This is a genomic window from Aquabacterium olei (assembly GCF_003100395.1).
Lineage (GTDB): Bacteria > Pseudomonadota > Gammaproteobacteria > Burkholderiales > Burkholderiaceae_C > Aquabacterium > Aquabacterium olei.
In genome coordinates this window covers 323,990-343,529 of sequence record NZ_CP029210.1, presented here as the reverse complement: position 1 = coordinate 343,529, position 19,540 = coordinate 323,990, and the positions used below count along the sequence as shown (strand labels likewise).

At 68.7% G+C, this 19,540-nt stretch carries 16 protein-coding genes; 13 read left to right on the top strand and 3 right to left on the bottom strand.

Annotated features, from left to right (window positions below; translation table 11 throughout):
* Positions 1-6 precede the first annotated feature (6 nt).
* From DEH84_RS01500 to purE, 3 genes are read right to left on the bottom strand one after another with little or no spacing between them, the layout of a single operon-like run.
* On the bottom strand, positions 7-1,056 hold the full coding sequence (locus DEH84_RS01500; RefSeq protein WP_425429001.1) for an L-threonylcarbamoyladenylate synthase: 1,050 nt from the start codon (positions 1,054-1,056) through the stop codon (positions 7-9).
* Between the two features lie 41 nt (positions 1,057-1,097).
* Entirely contained in the window at positions 1,098-2,273 is a 1,176-nt protein-coding gene (locus DEH84_RS01495) for a 5-(carboxyamino)imidazole ribonucleotide synthase (protein ID WP_109034094.1), read from the bottom strand.
* Positions 2,270-2,749, bottom strand: coding sequence for a 5-(carboxyamino)imidazole ribonucleotide mutase (gene purE, locus DEH84_RS01490; protein ID WP_109034092.1), 480 nt, complete (start codon positions 2,747-2,749; stop codon positions 2,270-2,272). The genes DEH84_RS01495 and purE overlap by 4 nt, the downstream gene beginning before the upstream one ends.
* A gap of 129 nt (positions 2,750-2,878) precedes the next feature.
* On the opposite strand from purE, the gene DEH84_RS01485 reads away from it, so the two are divergent.
* From DEH84_RS01485 to DEH84_RS01425, 13 genes are all read left to right on the top strand, one after another.
* Positions 2,879-3,856: a tetratricopeptide repeat protein gene (locus DEH84_RS01485; RefSeq protein WP_109034090.1), complete on the top strand. Its 978-nt coding sequence runs from the start codon at positions 2,879-2,881 to the stop codon at positions 3,854-3,856.
* 274 nt (positions 3,857-4,130) lie between these two features.
* Positions 4,131-4,727, top strand: a complete 597-nt coding sequence (locus tag DEH84_RS01480) for a GspH/FimT family pseudopilin (protein ID WP_159099037.1) — start codon at positions 4,131-4,133, stop codon at positions 4,725-4,727.
* Positions 4,724-5,137 (top strand): type IV pilus modification PilV family protein, encoded by a 414-nt coding sequence (locus tag DEH84_RS01475; RefSeq protein ID WP_109034086.1) that lies wholly within the window; start codon positions 4,724-4,726, stop codon positions 5,135-5,137. The genes DEH84_RS01480 and DEH84_RS01475 overlap by 4 nt, the downstream gene beginning before the upstream one ends.
* The gene (locus tag DEH84_RS01470; protein WP_109034084.1) at positions 5,134-6,264 is read left to right on the top strand and encodes a PilW family protein; all 1,131 of its coding nucleotides are present in this window, start codon (positions 5,134-5,136) and stop codon (positions 6,262-6,264) included. Before DEH84_RS01475 ends, DEH84_RS01470 begins: the two co-directional genes overlap by 4 nt.
* 26 nt (positions 6,265-6,290) lie before the next feature.
* Positions 6,291-6,896: a pilus assembly PilX family protein gene (locus tag DEH84_RS01465; protein ID WP_159098803.1), complete on the top strand. Its 606-nt coding sequence runs from the start codon at positions 6,291-6,293 to the stop codon at positions 6,894-6,896.
* 11 nt (positions 6,897-6,907) lie between these two features.
* Positions 6,908-10,726, top strand: coding sequence for a pilus assembly protein (locus DEH84_RS01460; protein WP_109034078.1), 3,819 nt, complete (start codon positions 6,908-6,910; stop codon positions 10,724-10,726).
* Between the two features lie 44 nt (positions 10,727-10,770).
* Positions 10,771-11,625, top strand: a complete 855-nt coding sequence (locus tag DEH84_RS01455) for a sulfurtransferase (RefSeq protein WP_109034076.1) — start codon at positions 10,771-10,773, stop codon at positions 11,623-11,625.
* Between the two features lie 192 nt (positions 11,626-11,817).
* The gene (locus tag DEH84_RS01450; RefSeq protein WP_109034074.1) at positions 11,818-12,300 is read left to right on the top strand and encodes a type IV pilin protein; all 483 of its coding nucleotides are present in this window, start codon (positions 11,818-11,820) and stop codon (positions 12,298-12,300) included.
* Positions 12,301-12,312: 12 nt separating this feature from the next.
* Positions 12,313-12,969 (top strand): GspH/FimT family pseudopilin, encoded by a 657-nt coding sequence (locus tag DEH84_RS01445; RefSeq protein ID WP_109034071.1) that lies wholly within the window; start codon positions 12,313-12,315, stop codon positions 12,967-12,969.
* The gene (locus DEH84_RS01440) at positions 12,966-13,394 is read left to right on the top strand and encodes a type IV pilus modification PilV family protein (protein WP_109034069.1); all 429 of its coding nucleotides are present in this window, start codon (positions 12,966-12,968) and stop codon (positions 13,392-13,394) included. The genes DEH84_RS01445 and DEH84_RS01440 overlap by 4 nt, the downstream gene beginning before the upstream one ends.
* 1 nt (position 13,395) lies before the next feature.
* Positions 13,396-14,604: a PilW family protein gene (locus tag DEH84_RS01435; RefSeq protein WP_159098802.1), complete on the top strand. Its 1,209-nt coding sequence runs from the start codon at positions 13,396-13,398 to the stop codon at positions 14,602-14,604.
* A 13-nt stretch (positions 14,605-14,617) separates the two neighbouring features.
* Complete coding sequence (locus DEH84_RS01430) at positions 14,618-15,262, top strand: pilus assembly protein PilX (protein WP_109034064.1); 645 nt, start codon at positions 14,618-14,620, stop codon at positions 15,260-15,262.
* A gap of 14 nt (positions 15,263-15,276) precedes the next feature.
* Entirely contained in the window at positions 15,277-19,539 is a 4,263-nt protein-coding gene (locus DEH84_RS01425) for a pilus assembly protein (protein ID WP_109034061.1), read from the top strand.
* Position 19,540: the final 1 nt, after the last annotated feature.

Below are 19,540 nucleotides of genomic sequence, written 5' to 3'. Positions count from 1 at the left end.
GCGCGATCAGGCAGCGGCGCGGCGCAATCGGTCGCGCACACCGTCCCATGCGGCATCGTCGGGCGGGGTCTCGACCCAGATCAGGTCGACGCCCAGGGCATCGAGCTCGCGCAGGTCGGCAAACAGGTCGTGGGCGGCGGTGGCGGCATCGCCCGGCATGGAGCGGTGCACCACGCCCTTGCTCGGCGCGCGGCGGGCCCACAGGCTGCGCGAGTACACCGCCACCTTCGGCGGGTGGCTCGGCTCGCGCAGCGCGGCGGCCAGCAGCTCGGGCTCCAGCACGTCGAGCGCGGCATCCAGTTGGGTGTCGGCCATCAGGCGCAGGCGGGCGCGCGGCGCGTAGTGCGAGGCGAGCGTGCCCGGGGCCTTCGGGGCGGCCGGGTCCGGCGCCTCGGGGGTGGACCACAGCACGGGCTGGCCGGCGACGGCCTCGATCTCGGCCAGCGTGAGGCGGCCGGGGCGCAGCAGCACCGGCTGCTCGCGTGAGCAATCGACGATGGTCGACTCGATGCCCACCTCGCACGCGCCGCCGTCGAGCACCCAGACCTCGTCCAGGCCTTCACCGGCGTCCTGGAATTCGTCGACCACGTGGACGGCCTGCGTCGGGCTGATGCGACCGAAGCGGTTGGCGCTGGGCGCGGCCACCCCCAGAACATCGAGGTTGGCGCAGGCTTCCAGGAGCTGGCGCGCCACGGGGTGCGACGGGCAGCGCAGTCCGATCGTGTCTTGACCGCCGGCAGCCGCGGTGGCGGTGTCCGGGTCGCGCGGCACGATGACCGTCAGCGGTCCGGGCCAGAAGGCCGCGCACAGGCGCTGCGCCACCGGCGGGAAGGCCGAGACGAAGTGCAGCGCCGCCGCGCCGTTGGGCACGTGCACGATCAGCGGGTGGTCGCTGGGCCGACCCTTGGCCGCGAAGATGCGGGCCACGGCCTCGGCATCGTCGGCGCGGGCACCCAGGCCGTAGACGGTTTCGGTGGGCAGGGCCACCAGGCCGCCGGCCACGATGCGGCGCGCGGCCTGCTCGATGGCGTCGGGTTGGGTCGCGGGATCCAGCAGGCGCATGGTGGTGTGGGCGTTGGAGGCCAGCTCTGGCCGGGTCAGAACGGGGCGATGCCCAGGATGGCTGCGGCCTTCAGTGCCGTGTCACGGGCTGCTTCGGGCGTGGCCGCGGTGACGGTCAGGTGGCCCATCTTGCGGCCCTTGCGTGCCTCGGTCTTGCCGTACAGGTGCAGGTGCGTGCCGGACAGCGCCAGCACGGCGGCCCAGTCGGGCTCGACCTGCGCGGTGGCGCCGGCCGGGAACCACAGGTCGCCCAGCAGGTTGAGCATCAGGCAGGGGCTGTGCAGCACGGGCGCCACCAGCGGCAGGCCGGTCATGGCGCGCACCTGCAGCTCGAATTGCGACACGTCGCACGCGTCGATGGTGTGGTGGCCGGAGTTGTGCGGGCGCGGGGCCATCTCGTTGGCGACGATGCGGCCGTCGGCCAGCACGAAGAACTCGATGCACAGCACGCCGACGTAGTTCAGCGAAGCGGCGATCTGGTGGGCGGCGTCGTACGCCTGCTGCGACACGGCCTCGGTCACGTTCGGTGCGGGCACCGTGGTCACGGCCAGGATGCCGTCACGGTGCAGGTTCTGCTGCAGCGGGAAGTGCACGACCTGGCCGTCGCGGCCGCGCGCCACGATGACGCTGACCTCGTAGGCCAGCGGCAGCATCTTCTCGAGCACGCACTCGACCTGCTGGAGCTCGGCCCAGGCGGCTTCGAGCTCGGCGCGGGTCTTGACGCGCACCTGGCCCTTGCCGTCGTAGCCCAGGCGGGCGGTTTTCAGGATGCCGGGCAGCAGGTCGTCCGACACGGCGGCGAGTTGCTCGGCCGTGGCGATGATGGCGTGCGGCGCGCAGTCGACCCCGCAGCCGACGAAATGGGCCTTCTCGCGGGCGCGGTCCTGGCAGACAGCCACGGCGGCGCCCGAGGGCGCGACGGGGCGGGTCCGGGCCAGCTGGTCGAGCGCGGCGGCAGGCACGTTCTCGAACTCGGTGGTGATGGCCGCGGCTTCGCGGGCCAGCGCGGCCAGACCGGCCTCATCCAGATACGGCGTCTGGATGTGGGCGTGCGAGACGAGGCCGGCCGGGCTGGTCGGGTCGGCGTCGAGCACGGCCGTGCGGTAGCCCATGGCCTGGGCGGCATGCACGAACATGCGGCCCAGCTGGCCGCCGCCCATCACGCCCAGGGTGGCGCCGGGCAGGATCACGTCGGAAGCGGCCTTGCTCATGCCTTGGGTTCCATGATCAGGTCGGCCGTCATGGCGCGGGCCACTTCGGTCTGGCGGGTGCGGAAGGCGTCGAGCCTGGCGCGCAGCGCCGGGTCGTTGCCGGCCAGCATGGCCACGGCAAACAACGCCGCGTTGCCCGCCCCGGCGGTGCCGATCGCGAACGTGGCCACAGGAATGCCCTTGGGCATCTGCACGATGGAATGGAGCGAATCGACGCCCTGGAGGTGGCGCGAGGGCACGGGCACGCCCAGCACCGGCACCGTGGTCTTGGCGGCCAGCATGCCCGGCAGGTGGGCCGCACCGCCGGCACCGGCAATGATGGCGACCAAGCCGCGGTCGGCCGCCGCTTCGGCATAGCGGAACATGTCATCCGGCATGCGGTGCGCGGAAACCACCTGCGCCTCGAACGGAATGCCGAACTCGGTCAGAATGTCGGCGGCGTGGCGCATGACATCCCAGTCGCTGCTGGACCCCATCACGACACCCACTTTCACCTGGCTTGCGCCCTTCGTTTCCGACACGGTTGGCTCCTCAAACGTCAAAGACCGAATTTTAGGCGCTGCCTCACTGAATCAGACGCTCCCAAAGGCGGCCTGCTGCACACCATGATCGACATCACCATCGAAAACTTCGAATCCGACCTGATTGCCACCTCGCTGCGGGTGCCGGTCCTGCTCGACATCTGGGCTGAATGGTGCGGGCCGTGCAAGGCGCTGGGCCCGGTGCTGGAGAAGCTCGAGCAGGAGTACGCCGGCCGCTTCGTGCTGGCCAAGGTCAACGCCGATGAGCAACCCGAGATCGCCGGCCAGCTCTCGCAGATGTTCGGCGTGCGCTCCATTCCGTTCTGCGTGATGTTCGTGGGCGGCCAGCCGGTGGACGGCTTCGTGGGCGCGCTGCCGCCCGAGCAGATCCGCAGCTTCCTCGACAAGCACGTGCCGTCGGAAGGCGCGGTCGAGTCCGCCGAGGAAACCGCCGAGGCCGAGCAGCTGCTGGCCGATGGCGCCGAGGACTCCGCCGAAACCCTGCTGCGCGACGCCCTGGACAAGGACCCCGCCAACGACGAGGCCCGCTTCGACCTGATCAAGCTGCTGCTGGGCGAGGGCCGCGTGGACGAGGCCCGGGGCGCGTTCGAGCCCATCGCCGCCCGGGCCACCGGCCCGGTGCCCGAAGCCCGCGTGCTGGCCTTCAGCCGCTGTGTGGAGGCGGCCCAGGCCGCGCGAGCCGGCCGCTCGCCCGCTGAACTTGACGCCGCCATCGCCGCCAACAAGCGCGACTTTGCCGCGCGCTTCGAGCTGGCGCAGATTTTCTGGGCCGCCGGCCAGCCCGAGCAGGCCATGGACGAGCTGCTGGAAATCATCATGCGCGACAAGGCCTGGAACGACGAACTGGCCCGCAAGACTTACGTCGCCATCCTCGAAGTGATGAGCAAGCCGGCGCCGAAGCCCACCCCGGCCCGCGCGACGCCGCCCGGCGCCCCCGGGGCAGACAAGCCCAAGCTGGAAATCGCCGGCAAGGTGGAAGTGCTGGCCGCCGATCCGGTGATCGACGCCTATCGCCGCAAGCTCAGCATGGCGCTGTTTTAAGGGCCTTGGCGACGCCCCCTCAATCGGGTGTCGCACCAGGTTCCCATGGGTACCGGCGGGGCGGGATAGCGCGCACTTTCACACGGTTATCGCTTCTTTGCCCCCTGACAAGCCGTTTCAGAATCGTGCCAACAGCCGATGATCTGCGTTCACATGCCGTGAATGCAGCGCCGGGTCGCTGCCGCCCTGAATGCGTTTGTCCGAGTCCGTCCCTGCCGATCTCTGCCCTGCCTGCGCGCCGTGCGCGGGCTGCAGCGCGCTGCCCTCCAGCAGCATGGGGTTGACGCTGATCGAGTTGATGGTCACCCTGGCCGTCGTGGCCATGCTGATGGCAGCCGTCGCGCCCACGCTGGGGGTGTGGATCACCAACCAGAAGGTGCGCAACACGGCGACGTCGATCGTGTCGGGGCTGCAGTACGCCCGATCGGAAGCGGTGCGGCGCAATCGGCCGGTGACGTTCTGGCTGGTGCGCAGCGGCAGTGCCGCCCGCATGGACGACAACTGCGCCGTCGCCTCCGACAGTGCCTCGTGGGTGGTGACGCTGGGCACCGCCTCGCCCGCGGGCAAGTGCGCGCAGGGCACCTCGTCGCTGCAGCTCAAGGCCAATCTGGCAGCGCAGGATGGTGGAGGTGGCGATGCGGCGGTGGCGGTGGCCGCCCTCAACGCGGACAGCGGCGACAGCGCCACCCGGGTGACCTTCAACGGCTTCGGGCAGGTGACGAACACCTCGCCCATCTCGCGCATCGACGTCACAGGCACCAGCGAGGGCGTCAATAAATCGTGGCGGGTGGTGGTCTCGGGCGGCGGGCACAGCAAACTGTGTGATCCCGCCGTGACGGGGGCCACCGACACACGCGCGTGCGGCTCATGACGCGCGCCCGGCACCGCCACATCGGCGGCTTTCTGCTGATCGAATCGCTGATTGCCATCCTGATTTTTTCGGTCGGGATCCTGGGGCTGGTCGGCCTGCAGGCCCGCATGACGAAGGCCCAGACCGAAGCCAAGGCCCGCGCCGATGCCGTCAACCTGGCCTCCGAGCTGCGCGGGGTGATGTGGGTCGACATGGCCAACCTGGCGCAGTACGAGACGAGCGCGTGCGCCGCGCACAGCCCGTGCGCCAACTGGCTGGCCAAGCTGCAGGCCACCCTGCCTTCCGGCGCCGCCACCGTGACACGCGACACCACGCGACCGGGCTGGGTGAGCATCGCCATCACCTGGCGCCTGCCCAACGGCCAGAGCCACACCTACCAGACGGTGACCGTCATCCGGGGGGCGGCATGAAGCGCGCGCAGCAGGGCCTGAGCCTCGTCGAGCTCATGGTGGGGGTGCTGATCGGCATGCTCACGGTGGTCGCGATCAGCCAGGTGCTGATGAGCGCGGAGGGCCAGAAGCGCACCGCCTCCAGCGGGGGTGACGCGCAGGTCAATGGCACGCTCGCGCTCTACGCGCTGCAGCGCGATGTGGAGATGGCTGGTTACGGCTTCACGGGCCAGCCGGCGGCACTCGGCTGCCCGGTCAAGGGCAAGTTTGGCAATGGCACCGGCGAAAAGGCCCTGCCCTCGTCGCTCTCGCTCGTGCCCGCGCTGATCAAGCCTGGCACCACCGCTGCCGACCCGGACACGATCACGGTCTGGCAGAGCAACAAGCCCAACTACGCGGTGCCGCTGCGCGTGGCCGAGGCCCACCTGAAGACCGACACCCGCTTCATCGTGCCCAGCAGCCTGGGCGTGGTCGCCGGCGATCTGCTGGTGGCGGTGCCGCCCACGCCCTCGGCCACCGACTCGTGCACCGTCATGGTCGTGGCGGGCGACAGCACCACCCCGCTGAGCAGCCAGCAGATTCCACACCTGGCCAGCGCCGGTGGCTGGAATGCCGCCGGCTCGGCCCTGGTGCCCGACGCCGGCTACCCTGCCGGCAGCCACCTGATCAACCTCGGCACCGGCCTGCCGCGCACCTACAGCATCAGTGCGGGCAAATCGCTGGTGGCGACCGATGTGCTGGCCACGAGTGGCGGCACCAGCGTTCAGACGATCGCACCGCAGATCGTGCAACTCAAGGCGCTGTACGGCAAGGACACGGATGGCAACGGCACCATCGATGCCTTCAACACCACCGCTCCGGCTACCAACGCCGACTGGCTGCAGGTGATGGCACTGCGCGTGGCCGTGGTGGCGCAGAGCGCGCAGCCCGAGCCGGTCAGAGGTGGCGGCAGCCCCGTGACCCCGGCCATCGGCGTGGAATGGGTGGTCGACGCCCGCACCGAAAACGCCGTGGCCTGCAGCTTCGATGGCAGCCAGAAGTGCCTGCGCATCAATGTCAGCGGTGTGGGCAGCGACTGGCGCAACTACCGCTACAAGGTGTTCGACACCGTCGTGCCCTTGCGCAACATGTTGTGGACCCGCGGATGATGCACACCCACCGCCGCCCCCCGACCATGGCCGCCTCGCGCGGCTCTGCGCTGATCTTTGCGCTGATTGCGCTGGTGTCGATGAGCCTGGCCGCGCTGGCCCTGGTGCGCTCGGTGGACACGGGCACGGTGATCCTGGGCAATGTGGGCTTCAAGCGCGAAGCCACGGCCGCGGCCGATGAGGCGACGCGCCAGGCCATCGACTGGCTGCAGACCGCCGACGTGAGCGCCAACAATGCGGCGCAAGGCTATTACGCGACCACCGCGACCACGCTGGACGCCACCGGCTTTCAGCAGACCGCCAGCACGCGCACGCTGATCGACTGGGACAGCGACAACTGCGGCTATGCCGACGGCGGCACCTATGCCGGCTGCGGGCAGCGGCCCCGGTCCGTGTCAGTCAGCGGCGTGACCGCGCACTACGTGATCCTGAGGCTGTGCGCCGACGTGGCCGCCACGCAGTGCAGCCGGCCGCTCAACGCGGTCGCCTCAGCCGATGGTAGCAAGGGATCGCTGGATTACGCCAACCCCGGCGGTCCGGAGGTGAACACCGCTGTGTACTACCGGATCGTGGTGCGGGTGCAGGGGGCGCGCCAGTCGCAGTCCTTCACCGAAACCATCGTGCAACGTTGAGGAGCCCGACGATGTGGTCCAGACGCTTCCTCCTGTGCATCGGGCTGGCCCTGTGGCTGGGCCTCGGCATGGCGCCCGCACAGGCCGCCCTCACCGAGTTGAACGACGAGCCCCTGGCCACCCAGTCGAGCAGCCTGCTGGCGCCCCCGAACGTGATGTTCATCGTCGACGACTCGGGCAGCATGGACTGGGAGTTCATGCCCGGGGCCACGACGGGCGACCTGCCGGCGCGCACCGGGAGCTATGGCTACAAGTCAGCGCAGTGCAACGGGCTGGCCTACGACCCGAGCGTGAACTACACGCCGCCCGTGAAGTGGAACGGCGTGTCCTACCCGCAGGCCAGCTATGGCGCGGCCTGGGACAACGGCTACACCCCCCGGTTCCGCGACAACGAGGCCTACGCCGGCACAGGCGTGACAGCATCCACCCACTCGCTGGGTACGAAGACCATGACGTTCGAGGAGACGACCGGGCTCTTCGTGTGGATCGGAGAGTTGCTGACCGGCATCATCGACATCCTGTTCGATGTGGGTGTGCAGAACATCCCCAACGACCTGCCGGCCTGGGCCACTGGCACCACCGTGGTCATGGTGCAGCGCAACGACAGCGCGTACTGGATGCTGGGCACCGTGCAGAGCAAGAGCAGCATCACGACGACCGGGATCTGCCTGTTCGGCTGCACGCGCACGCAGACCTTCACCTTCAACGTCACCTTCTTCACCGGCAAGGACAACGCGGCGAACAGCGACTGGCTGGTGAACACGCCGGGCACGGCCGCCCTGGGTACACGCACCTACTACAACTACACCGGCACCGAGCCCAAGCTGGGCTGGAGCTACACCAGCAGCGGCGCGCTCGACGGCACCACGGCGTTTGCCCAGCAATGCAGCAGCAACGTCGGCGCGGCGCCGGGCTCGGGCGTGTTCTCGGCCGTCACGGTCAACAGTGCCTCGCCCGCCGCCGACCAGGCGAATTACGCCAACTGGTATCAGTACTACCGCACGCGGCTGCTGCTGATGAAGACGGCCTCGGGCCGCGCCTTCCTCAACATGCCGGACACCTACCGGGTCGGCACCACGAAGATCAGTCACAGCCTGTACAGCGCGATCAACGGCAACTACTTCCTGCCGGTGGGCGTGTTCACGGAGAACGCCGCCTCGACGGCCGCAGGCCAGAAGTTCAACTTCTACGTGCACCTGTACAACTCGAAGTTCTACGACCGGGACGCCGCCAGCGTGTTCAACAACCGGCGGGCGACCTCATTCGGCACACCACTGCGGCTGAGCCTGAGCCAGGTCGGCAAGTACTACGCCAACAAGCTCAGCGGCCAGACGGACCCGATGACGGCAGCATGCCAGCGCAACTACGCCATCCTGTCGACCGACGGCTACTGGAACGACAGCAGCAACCCGACGGGCCTCACCGGCACGGCCATCGGCCACCAGGACGGCAGCCCGGAGGTACGGCCCATGCTCGATGCGCTGAACGTCTCGAACACGCTGGCCGATGTCGCCCAGTACTACTACGTGACCGACATCCGCGACACCACGCTGTCGAACTGCGGCAGTGGCACCAGCCTGTGCACCAACGACAGCACCATGAGCACCGACATCGGCACGCCGGGGCGGCAGAACATGGTCACCTACACGCTGGGCCTGGGGGTGGGCAGCACGCTGCGCTATGACGTGAACTACGCGTCGTCCGGTGCGGGCGACTTCGCGGCCATCCGCGCCGGCACCAAGAGCTGGCCCAACCCCACCCTGGCCGAGAACGCCACCCGGGTGGACGACCTCTGGCATGCGGCCATCAACGGCCGAGGCCGCTACTTCAGTGCCCAGAACGCCACCGAACTGAGCAGCTCGCTGGAAAGCACGATCGGCTCGCTGGCCCAGACGCCCGGCGCCGGCTCCGCCATCGCGAGCAGCGCCTTCCAGCTCAGCAGCAGTGAGACCAACTTCGTCTATGCCGGCAGCTATGTGACCGGCCGATGGACCGGCGAGCTCGAAGCCTTTGCCATCAGCGCCAGCGGCACGCTGGCCAGCACCCCCACCTGGACGGCACAGGCCCAGCTTGATGCGCTGGCCAACCGCAACAGCCGCACGGCACCGGCCAGCGGCGTGACCTCGCCGCAGTGCGGCGCGCTCTACAGCAACTGCAATGACGAGCGCAAGGTCTACTTCATGCACCCGACGACGAAGGCGCTCACCGCCTTCACCTACGCCGACCTGCAGGCCGCCGGGCTCGATGGCGATGGCAAGTTCAGCACGGCCTGCAGCGCCAGCCGCCTGTCGCAGTGCAGCAGCCTGAGCACCGCCCAGAAAGCGCTGGCCAACACCGGCAAGCACCTGGTGAACTTCCTGCGCGGCGACGCCACCTACGAGACGACGAACGGCAGCAACCCGCTGTTCCGGCTGCGCCATTCGGCGCTGGGCGACATCGCCAATGGCACGCCGGCGTTCTCGGGCAAGCCCCCCTTCCAGTACACCGACTCCGGCTACAGCGATTTCGTCGCCGCCCAGGCCAGCCGCACCAAGGTGGTCTATGTGGCCGCCAACGACGGCATGCTGCACGCGTTCAACGCCACCACCGGCAAGGAGCTCTGGGCCTTCGTGCCGCAGGCGGTGATGCCGAATCTGTACAAGCTGGCCGACAAGAACTACAGCCATCAGTACTTCGTGGACGGCAGCCCGGTGATTGCCGATGTGAAGGTCGGTGACACCTGGAAGACGATTCTGGTCGGCGGCCTCAACAAGGGCGGCAAGGCCTACTACGCGCTGGATGTGACCAACCCGGCGGCCCCCGCGCCGCTGTGGGAGTACACGCACACCCACCTGGGCTACACCTATGGCAACCCGGTGGTGACCAAGAACACGGCAGGCGACTGGGTCGTGGCCTTCGGCTCGGGCTACAACAACAGCGGGCTGGGCTACCTGTTCGTGCTGGACGCCTACACCGGCGTGCCCAAGACCGGCTCGCCGATTGCCACCACGGCGGGCGATGCGACCACCCCGTCCGGCCTGGCGCCGATCAACGCCTGGTTGGACTCCAACCGGGACAACACGGCGCGGCGCATCTACGCGGGCGACCTGCTGGGCAACGTCTGGCGCTTCAACATCGATGCCGGCACGGTCGCGCCGGTGGCCCGGCTGCTCGTGTCGTCGACCACGCCGCAACCCATCACAGTGCGCCCCGAACTCGGCTCGGTCACCCAGAGCGGCACCGCCTACCCCGTGGTGCTGGTGGGCACGGGGCGCCATCTGCACAGCAACGACGCCTCTGACCGGACGCTGCAAAGCATCTATGCCCTGCGCGACAAGCTCGACGCCACGGGGTGGGGCGACGTGCGCCTGGGCACCAACCTGGTCAGCAAATCGGTCGTGAGCTCAGGCACCGGCACCAGCCTCACCCGCACGGCCACCAGCAACACCAAGGTCGACTGGTCGACCAAGGCGGGCTGGGTGTTCGATCTGCGCCCCAGCAGCACGGGCACGCTCGAGGGCGAGCGCGTGAGCACGCGCATGCAGGTCGCCTATTCGACGCTCGTCGTCGCGGGCAACATTCCCGGCACGGGGGCGGCCTGCCGGGCCTCGGGCGGCACCTCGTGGCTCTACTACTTCACGCTGGCAGACGGCTACACCGAGGTGGCCCCGATGTACCAGGGCAACACGATGGTCAGCGGCATCGGCATCGTCTATGACGCCTCCGGGCGCGCCATCGTGATCACCAACACCACCGACGGCGAAACCGTGCGGCAGACGCAGTCGCCCACCTCGCCCACGGCCAGCACCGGCGGCCTGCGTCGGGTGTCGTGGCGGGAGCTGGTCAACTGAACATGGCACCATCGGTGGGTGTCTCACCTGCCGAGCCCGCTGCCATGACTTCACCGCTGATCGCTGCTGCCGACCTTGCCCACCTGCTGGCCACCCGGCCGACCGACGTGCGGGTGATCGACTGCCGCTTCAACCTGGCCGACCCGGACACCGGTCATGCGGCCTGGCGGGAAGGGCACATCCCGGGCGCGCTCTACGCCCACCTCGACCGCGACCTGTCCGGCACGAAGACCGGACGCAACGGCCGCCACCCCATGCCGGCCATCGCCGACTTCACGGCCACTGTGCGCGGCTGGGGCATCGGGCCCGGCACCCGGGTGATCGCCTACGACGCCAGCGGCGGCATGTTTGCGGCCCGGCTGTGGTGGATGCTGCGCTGGCTGGGCCATGAGGCGGTGCAGGTGCTCGACGGCGGATGGAGCGCGTGGCTGGCCCTGCCCGGTGCCGTGAGCACCGACACGCCCCCCGCCCCGGCCACGGGCGAGTTCGTGGCCGCACCACAGCCCGGCTGGCTGCTCGACACGGCGGACGTCGAGGCGGCGCTCGCCCGGCCCGGCACGGTGCAGTTGCTCGACGCGCGCGCGCCCGACCGCTTCCGCGGCGAGAACGAGACGCTCGACCCGGTGGGAGGCCACATCCCCGGCGCCCTGAACCGCTTCTTCCAGCTCAACCTCACGCCCGACGGCTGCTTCCAGCCGCCTGAAGCGCTGCACGCCGCCTACCTGGCCCTGCTGGACGGCCGCCCGCTGGATACGCTCGTGCACCAGTGCGGCTCGGGCGTGACCGCCTGCCACAACGCGCTGGCCATGGCCCACGCCGGGCTGCCGGTCATGCGGCTGTACGGCGGCTCGTGGAGCGCCTGGTGCGCCGACCCGGCTCGGCCGGTGGCACGCGGCTGACGGAAAGCCGGTCGATCTGCACCGACAAACGGCACCCGCCGTGGGTGGGGGCCTCACTGCGCGCTTGTTACAGATCGTAAGCCCCCTGGAATGCGCGCACTTTCACACGGTTTTCCGCCCATGGCGGCAGGCCGTGCCTGCCAACAATCTGCCTCGTCCGCACATGATTTCCTCTAACGCAAGGACGCTGGCATGGTGCACCCCTCTCCTTTTCACAGCCCCCAGAGGGCATCCGGCTTCACGCTGATCGAAGTGATGATCACCGTGGCCATCGTGGCCATTCTGGCCAGCGTGGCCCTGCCCGCCTACACCGACTACGTGCGCCGCGGCCAGCTCCAGGAAGCCTTCACGCTGCTGGCCGACTACGGCGTGCGCATGGAGCAGTACTACCAGGACAACAAAAACTACGGGGCGGCCTCGGGCACGACCTGCGGCCTCGCCATGCCCGCGTCCACCACCACGCGTTACTTCAACCTGACCTGCGCCACCGCGAGCTCAGGTCAGGCCTACACGCTCACGGCCACCGGCAAGGCCGGCGCAGTCGCCCCGAGCGGCGGGGCAGACACCTTCATCTACACCCTCAACAGCAGCGACCAGAAGGCCACCACCCGTTTCGCGGGCAGCACCGTCGCGCTGTCGTGCTGGGCCAGCCGCTCCGGCTCGGCCTGCGACTGAACGGACGCCATCATGCGCACGCCTGCCCGCGGTTTCACGCTCGTCGAGCTGGTCGTGGTCATCGCCGTCCTCGGTCTGATGATGGCGGCCGTGGCACCGGATGTCAGCGCGTGGATGCGCAACCTGCGCATCCGCAACCAGGCGGAATCCATGCAGAGCGGCCTGCAGCGCGCGCGCGCCGAAGCCGTGCGCCGCAACACGCCGGTGACGTTCTGGCTGGTCACCCTGACCGATGCCGACGTGCTGAACAACGACTGCACCCGCGCGGCCAGCGGCACCTCGTGGGTGGTCAGCCTGGATGACCCGGATGGCAAGTGCGGCACCGGCCCCTCCACCTCGGAAGACCCGCGCCTGGTCGTGGCCCACAACGCGGGCGATGGCGGCAGCCGTGTGGCCATCTCCGGCACGCTGCCCGACCTGAGCACCAGCGCCAACAAGGTGACCTTCGACGGCTTCGGCCGCATCGCCTCGGCCAGCGTCGCCACCGACCTGCATGCCATTGCGATCGCGTACCCGGCCGACACGGCCTCCAGCGGCGACCGCCCGTTACGCATCGAGATCACGCCGGGCGGTCAGATCCGCCTGTGCGACCCCGCCGTGGACAGCACCGACGCCCGGCACTGCGACTACACCGCCCCCACCCCGGCCCCCAGCGGGAGCGCCTCATGAGCCGTCGCCCTGTCCTGCCCCCGTCCCGCGCGCGCCGCCAGCGGGGCTTTCTGCTGCTCGAGGTGCTGATCAGCGCCGTGATTTTTGCCATCGGCGTGCTGGCCCTCATCGGCCTGCAAGGGCGCATGAACCGGGCCCAGGCCGAGGCGCGCGACCGCGCCGATGCCGCCTACCTCGCATCGGAACTGCAGGCCCGCATGTGGGGCGACCTGGCTCATCTGACGAGCTACAACGGCTGCCCCACCAGCTACGCCGCATGCCAGGAGTGGCGCAACAAGGTGGCCACCGTGCTGCCGGGCAGCGCCGGGCAGACGCAGACGATCTCGGTCTCGGGCAACCTGGTCTCGATCACGTTGCAGTGGAAGACCGCCAATGGCGAACTGCGCAACTACAGCACGCAGACGACCATCGTCGCGGCCCAGTGACATGCACACCCCGGCACACCCCCTTGCACGCACCCGCGGCTTCACCCTGGTCGAAGTGATGGTCGGCCTGGTGCTGGCCATGCTGACCACGGTCATCGTCTCGCAGGTGCTGATCCGTGCGGAAGGCCAGAAGCGCGCCGCCACCTCGGGCTCGGATGCCCAGGTCAACGGCACCCTGGCCCTGTTTGCGTTGCAGCGCGAGGTGCAGAACGCGGGCTATGGTCTGGCGGTCAACCCCAGCGCGCTGGGCTGCACCGTGAACTACCGCTACAAGGGCGCGGGGGCGAGCGCTGCCACGTCGGCCAGCTTCACGCTGGCGCCGGTGGTGATCACCCAGGGCGCATCCGGCGCACCGGACACCGTGCGCGTGCTGCGCAGCGACAGCCCCGGTGCAGCCGTGCCGGCCATCCTCACGGCCGCCCATGCCCAGACCGCCGGCGTCTTCATCGTCAAGTCGTCGTTCGGCATGACCTCGGGCGATCTGGTGACCGCCGTCCCATCCACCTGGGGCAGCGGCGCGCCGTGCACGCTGTTCCAGGTCGCCACAGACAGTTCGTTCAGCCTGACCGACACCAATGTGCCCCACGCCGCGGCCACCACCGGCTGGAACACCGAATCCGCCGTGTTCCCCTCCGGGGGCTACGCTTCGGGCACCACGCTCGTCAACCTCGGGCGCATGGTGAACCGGACCTACTCGGTCGCAGACAACAACCTCGTCTACACGGAGTTGAGCGGCACCAGCGGTGCCGAAAGCGGCGCCAACGCCAACGGCACGTCGCCCGCCCGTGTGGTGTTCGCCCAGATCGTCAACCTGCAGGCCCTGTACGGGCTCGACAACGATGGCAACGGCGTCGTCGACCAGTACACAGACACCACGCCGAGCGACTTCATGACCTGGTCGCGCGTGCTCAACGTGCGCGTGGTGCTGGTGGCCCGCAGCAGCAACCGCGAGAAGGAGGCCGTGACCACCGCCGAGCCCGAATGGAACCTGGGCCAGAACGAGACGCTGGTCCTGACCACCGCGAACCCGAAGACCAACCCCGGCAGCCCGACCCTGGAAGGCAAGTGCAAGAACGGCGCCACGGCAGACCGCTGCTACGCCCTGCGGGTCAACTTCGCCACGCCCAGCACCGACACCGAGTGGCAGCACTACCGCTACCGCGTGTTCGACACGGTGATCCCGCTGCGCAATGTGCTGTGGAACAGCTGAGGATGCACCGGCCATGACCCCCATCCACTCTCCTGCGGCCCGCGGCATCTCGCTGGTCTTCTCGTTGCTGGCCCTGGTGGCCCTGTCGCTCGCTGGCGTCGCGCTCGTGCGCTCCATCGGCACGGGCACGCTGGTGCTCGGCAACATCGGCTTCAAGCAGGCCGCCACCCTCACGGCCGACACGGTCGCACAAGAGGCCATCCAGGCGCTGCGCACCACCGTCACCGACAAGAAGGTCGACCTCAGCACCGCGGGCTATTACGCCTCGGTCGATAACAGCAAGCTCGACGTCACCGGCCAGCAGCTGCCGAACGACACCAGCCGCCAACTCATCGTCTGGGAGGCCGACTGCAAGCATGTCAGCAGCAACCGCGTGGGCTGCGTACACGCGCCCAAGGCCGCGACCAGCACGCTGCCGAGCAACTGGTCGGCTCAGTACGTGATCTTCCGCATGTGCAAGGCGGCCGGTGAGGTCAACCCCGAGACCTGCGCCATGCCGACCACCAGCACCAGCGGCACCTCCACCAAGCGGGGCAAGCTGGACTACGCCGACTACGCCCGCTTCGGCAGCGCTGCCAGCCCCTACTACCGCGTGATCGTGCGCATCCAGGGCGACCGCAACACCGTCAGCTACACCGAAACGCTGGTGCACTTCTGAGCAGGAGCCCGACCATGTCGTCGTCACGCCAACTCTCCGCGCGCGCTGCGCCCCTTCTCGCCACCGTCGCCATCGCCCTGCCTGCCCCGTGGGCACATGGCGGCCTCACCGACATCGCCAGCGAGCCCCTGATCACGTCGCAGACGGCGGCCAAGCCCAACATCCTGTTCATCCTCGATGACTCGGGTTCCATGGGCTGGGAGTACATGCCCGATGACATGAGCCCGAACGACACCTACGGCTACAGGTCGTCGCAGTGCAATGGCGTGGGCTACAACCCGGCCCTGCCCTACGACCGGCCCTTGACCGCCGACGGGCGCCTGTTTCCCGCCATGTCGATCACTGCCGCCTGGCCCAATGGCTTTCTGCCCACCATCGGCGGCAGTGTGGCGACCACCAGCAGCACCAGCCTGACAATGCCGGCGGTGGGCACCAACAGCCGCACCGGGGTCACCGTGGCGCCCACGTCGGCCCGCCTCGTCGTCGCCAGCACCAGCAACATCACGGTGGGCGCCCGCATCGCCGCCATCAGCACGGACAACACCGCACACTGGGTGACAGGGGTCGTCACGGCGGTCAACAGCACCTCGCGCGAAGTCACCTTCACCCTCGACTTCGCTTCGGCCACCAGCACCTACAACAGCTGGACAGTGGGCCCGGTCACCACGAATAACCGCAGCGGCCAGACCTACTACACCTACAGCGGAGCGCAGCAGGCCTTGAACTGGGTCTACACCAGCGCGGGCGCCGACAGCACCAGCACGTTCTATCAGGAATGCCGCAGCCGGATCGGCAGCGCCCCCGGCTCGGGCGTGTTCACGGGCGTGACCGTGTCGGCCACATCGGACGAGGCCGGGAAGTACGCGAACTGGTACAGCTATTACCGCACCCGCATGCTGACCATGAAGACCGGCGTGAGCCGGGCCTTCAACGACCTCGACGACAAGAAGCGCATCGGCTACACCCGCATCAGCGACGCCACCCTCGGCGAATCGAGCTTCCTGCCCGTCGCCGACTTCAATGACACGCAAAAGGTGCGCTTCTACAGCCAACTGTTCAAGGCACCCGCGAGCGGCACCACGCCCTTGCGCGGCGCGCTGTCCAAAGCCGGCCGCTATTTTGCCGGCAAGGCCCCGGGCCAGACCAGCGAGCAAGACCCGGTTCAGTACAGCTGCCAGCGCAATTACGCGTTGCTGTCGACCGACGGCTACTGGAACACCGGCAGCGAAAGCACCACCTACGGTCCCCTCAAACTGAACGGCACCGACCTCGTCGGGCAGCAGGATGGCCTGGAGGTGCGCCCCATGTACGACGGCGCCGCCATCGTCGTGACCTCGACAAGCACGATCACCCGCCAGTCGCCCCAGCAGCAGACCGCCTCCACGTACCTGACGCAGAAGAACCAGCGACGCACCGTCGCCACCGGATCGAAGGACACGTGGTATTGCGGCACACGCAAGCCTTACAAGGTCACGCAGTGGACGGAGCAGCAGACCCAGAGCATCTACACGCGCACCACGGTGGTGGCCGACGTGACGCAATCCCGCACGCACACGGTCGAGACCACCAACGGCCGCGTGACCCGGGACACCTACGGTGACTGGACGATCACCAGCAGCACGGAGATCAGCCGGGTGGCCAACGTCCCCGTCAGCACGAGCACCGGCAGCTGGGGCACCGTGTCGGGCTCAACGAACACGAGCTGCGTCAGCAGCACCACGTACACCAGCACGCCCACGTACGGCAGCACCACGCTGCACAGCACGGTGGGCCCCAACCTGTACAGCACGGCCGTCACCGACCTGGTGGCCGCCATCCAGACAGAGAGCGAGCCCGAGGCCGTCACCAGCACCGCTGGCGGCTCCAGCAACAGCCTGGCCGACGTCGCGCAGTATTACTACGCCACCGACCTGCGCACCGAGGGGCTCAACAATTGCACCGGCAGCCTCGGGGTGAACGTGTGCGGCAACGACGTGACGGCTTCCGGCCGCGACGCAGCCACCCACCAGCACATGACCACCTTCACCATCGGGCTGGGGGTGAAGGGCACGCTGGCATACGACCCCAATTACCTCACGCAGGCCACGGGGGACTACGTCAACCTGAAGAACGGTCCGACGGTGTGGCCCGTGCCTGTGGAAAGCAGCACCGGCGGTTCGGCCAACAACGTCGATGACCTGTGGCACGCCGCGGTCAACGGGCGTGGCCGCTACTTCAAGGCCGATGACCCCCAGACGCTGTCGGAGTCCCTCAACCAGATGTTCAAGGACCTGGACGAGGTCAATGGCGCAGGCACGTCGGCGGCCACCAGTTCGCTGGAGCCGGTGCAGGGCACCGACCAGATCTATCTGGCCTCCTACGCCACCGTGGCGTGGACCGGCGATGTGAAGGCCTATGACTTTGAAGTCAACCGGACCACGGGCGAGATCACCAAGACCGAGGCCTGGAGCGTGCTCACCGGTCTTGACAGCCTCAACGCCACCACGGCCGCCTCGCGCAGCATCCACTACATGCTGCGCACGACGGGCGATGGCGCGGTCACCCACAGCCTGCGCGCTCTGACCTGGGCCAACCTGACGGCGGACGGGCACGGCAGCGGCTTCTCGAACCTCTGCAGCAAGACCCCGACACCTGCGCAGTGCCCCAAGCTGGCGACGACCAACTCGGGCAGCTTCACCCAAAGTCCGCTCGACATGGCCAACGACGGCGCCACGCTGCTGTCTTACCTGCGCGGCGATCCGACCCATGAAGGCAGCACGCTGGGCGACTACGGGCTCTTCCGCGCACGCAAACACAAGCTCGGCGACATCGTCGGCGGCTCGCCCGTGTACGTCGGCCCGCCCGTCTTCGGCTACGGCGACACCGGCTATGGCGAATACAAGCAATCCAAAGCCAGCCGCAAGCCGATGCTGTATGTGGCGGCCAACGACGGCATGCTGCACGCCTTCTCGGCGGCGCGCAGCGCCCCCGGCAGCGACGGCGGCACCGAGCTCTGGGCCTTCGTGCCCTCGATGGTCCTGCCTCACCTCTACCGCCTGGCCGACACCGAGTACGCCACCCGCCATCGCTTCTACGTCGATGCGCCCCCGGTGGTGGCCGACATCAAGGTGGGCAGCAACTGGAAGACCATCCTGATCGGCGGACTGGGGGCCGGTGGCCGGGGCTACTACGCGCTCGACATCACCGACCCGGCCAGCCCGCAAGCGCTGTGGGAATTCACGCACGACAACCTGGGCCTGAGCTATGGCCAGCCGGTGGTCACCAAGCGCGCCGACGGCACCTGGGTGGTGGTCTTCACCTCGGGCCTGAACAACGTCAGCCCGGGCGATGGCAACGGCCACCTGTTCGTGCTGAACGCCGGCACGGGCGCGCTGCTGCACACCGTACCGACCTACATCACGGGCACCACGGCCGCGGGCAACACCAGCACCCCCAGCGGGCTGATGAAGCTCAACGCCTGGGTGCCGGAGGCGGCCAACAACACCGCCCTGCGCTTCTACGGAGCGGACATGCTGGGCAACATATGGCGCTTCGAAATCGACGGCCCGGCCACCGTGGCCACCGACGGCACCAGCACCCCCTTCGTGCCCAAGGCCACGCTGCTGGCCCAGCTGGAAGACGCCAACGGCAACGCGCAGCCTGTGAGCGCACGCCTGGAGCTGGCCGAGGTGACCTATGGCACGGCGACCTACCCGGTGGTGCTGGCCGGCACCGGCCGCTACCTGGGCAAGAGCGACCTGAACGACGCCACCGAGAACCTGGTGCAGTCCATCTACGCCGTGAAGGACCCGCTGACCAGCACCGGCTGGGGCGTGCTGCGCGACCTCTCCACCGTGGTGGCGCAGACCCTGACGGTCTCCGGCAACACCGCCACGGTGACGAGCAACGCCGTCGACTGGAGCACCAAGGCCGGCTGGTATGTGGACCTGCCGAACGCCAACGAACGCATCGCCATCGACATGTCCCTGCAGTACAACACGCTGGCGGCCGTCTCGGCCATCCCGACCAGCGACACCTGCTCGGCCTCGGGCGAATCGTGGCTGTACTACTTCAACGTCAACAACGGCTCGGCCGTGCTGTCCAGCAGCTCGACGGCCGGCAACAAGCTGGGCAAGAACCTCGGCATGGGCCTGACCTGGGTGCAGCTCAGCGATGGCACTTCGCGCCTGCTGATCCCGTCGAGCAACGCGGAACTGCGCATCGAGAAACCCGGCGTCAGCACCGGCAGCGCCGGCGACACGCCGCGCCGCACGTCATGGCGCGAGTTGCTGCCTTGAT

What these genes read in the sequence shown, in the direction of transcription:
- DEH84_RS01495 (WP_109034094.1), bottom strand. Translation starts at nt 2,273, where the DNA reads ATGAGCAAGGCCGCTTCCGACGTGATCCTGCCCGGCGCCACCCTGGGC.
- purE (WP_109034092.1), bottom strand. Translation starts at nt 2,749, where the DNA reads ATGGGGTCCAGCAGCGACTGGGATGTCATGCGCCACGCCGCCGACATT.
- DEH84_RS01485 (WP_109034090.1), top strand. Translation starts at nt 2,879, where the DNA reads ATGATCGACATCACCATCGAAAACTTCGAATCCGACCTGATTGCCACC.
- DEH84_RS01480 (WP_159099037.1), top strand. Translation starts at nt 4,131, where the DNA reads ATGGGGTTGACGCTGATCGAGTTGATGGTCACCCTGGCCGTCGTGGCC.
- DEH84_RS01475 (WP_109034086.1), top strand. Translation starts at nt 4,724, where the DNA reads ATGACGCGCGCCCGGCACCGCCACATCGGCGGCTTTCTGCTGATCGAA.
- DEH84_RS01470 (WP_109034084.1), top strand. Translation starts at nt 5,134, where the DNA reads ATGAAGCGCGCGCAGCAGGGCCTGAGCCTCGTCGAGCTCATGGTGGGG.
- DEH84_RS01465 (WP_159098803.1), top strand. Translation starts at nt 6,291, where the DNA reads ATGGCCGCCTCGCGCGGCTCTGCGCTGATCTTTGCGCTGATTGCGCTG.
- DEH84_RS01460 (WP_109034078.1), top strand. Translation starts at nt 6,908, where the DNA reads ATGTGGTCCAGACGCTTCCTCCTGTGCATCGGGCTGGCCCTGTGGCTG.
- DEH84_RS01455 (WP_109034076.1), top strand. Translation starts at nt 10,771, where the DNA reads ATGACTTCACCGCTGATCGCTGCTGCCGACCTTGCCCACCTGCTGGCC.
- DEH84_RS01450 (WP_109034074.1), top strand. Translation starts at nt 11,818, where the DNA reads ATGGTGCACCCCTCTCCTTTTCACAGCCCCCAGAGGGCATCCGGCTTC.
- DEH84_RS01445 (WP_109034071.1), top strand. Translation starts at nt 12,313, where the DNA reads ATGCGCACGCCTGCCCGCGGTTTCACGCTCGTCGAGCTGGTCGTGGTC.
- DEH84_RS01440 (WP_109034069.1), top strand. Translation starts at nt 12,966, where the DNA reads ATGAGCCGTCGCCCTGTCCTGCCCCCGTCCCGCGCGCGCCGCCAGCGG.
- DEH84_RS01435 (WP_159098802.1), top strand. Translation starts at nt 13,396, where the DNA reads ATGCACACCCCGGCACACCCCCTTGCACGCACCCGCGGCTTCACCCTG.
- DEH84_RS01430 (WP_109034064.1), top strand. Translation starts at nt 14,618, where the DNA reads ATGACCCCCATCCACTCTCCTGCGGCCCGCGGCATCTCGCTGGTCTTC.
- DEH84_RS01425 (WP_109034061.1), top strand. Translation starts at nt 15,277, where the DNA reads ATGTCGTCGTCACGCCAACTCTCCGCGCGCGCTGCGCCCCTTCTCGCC.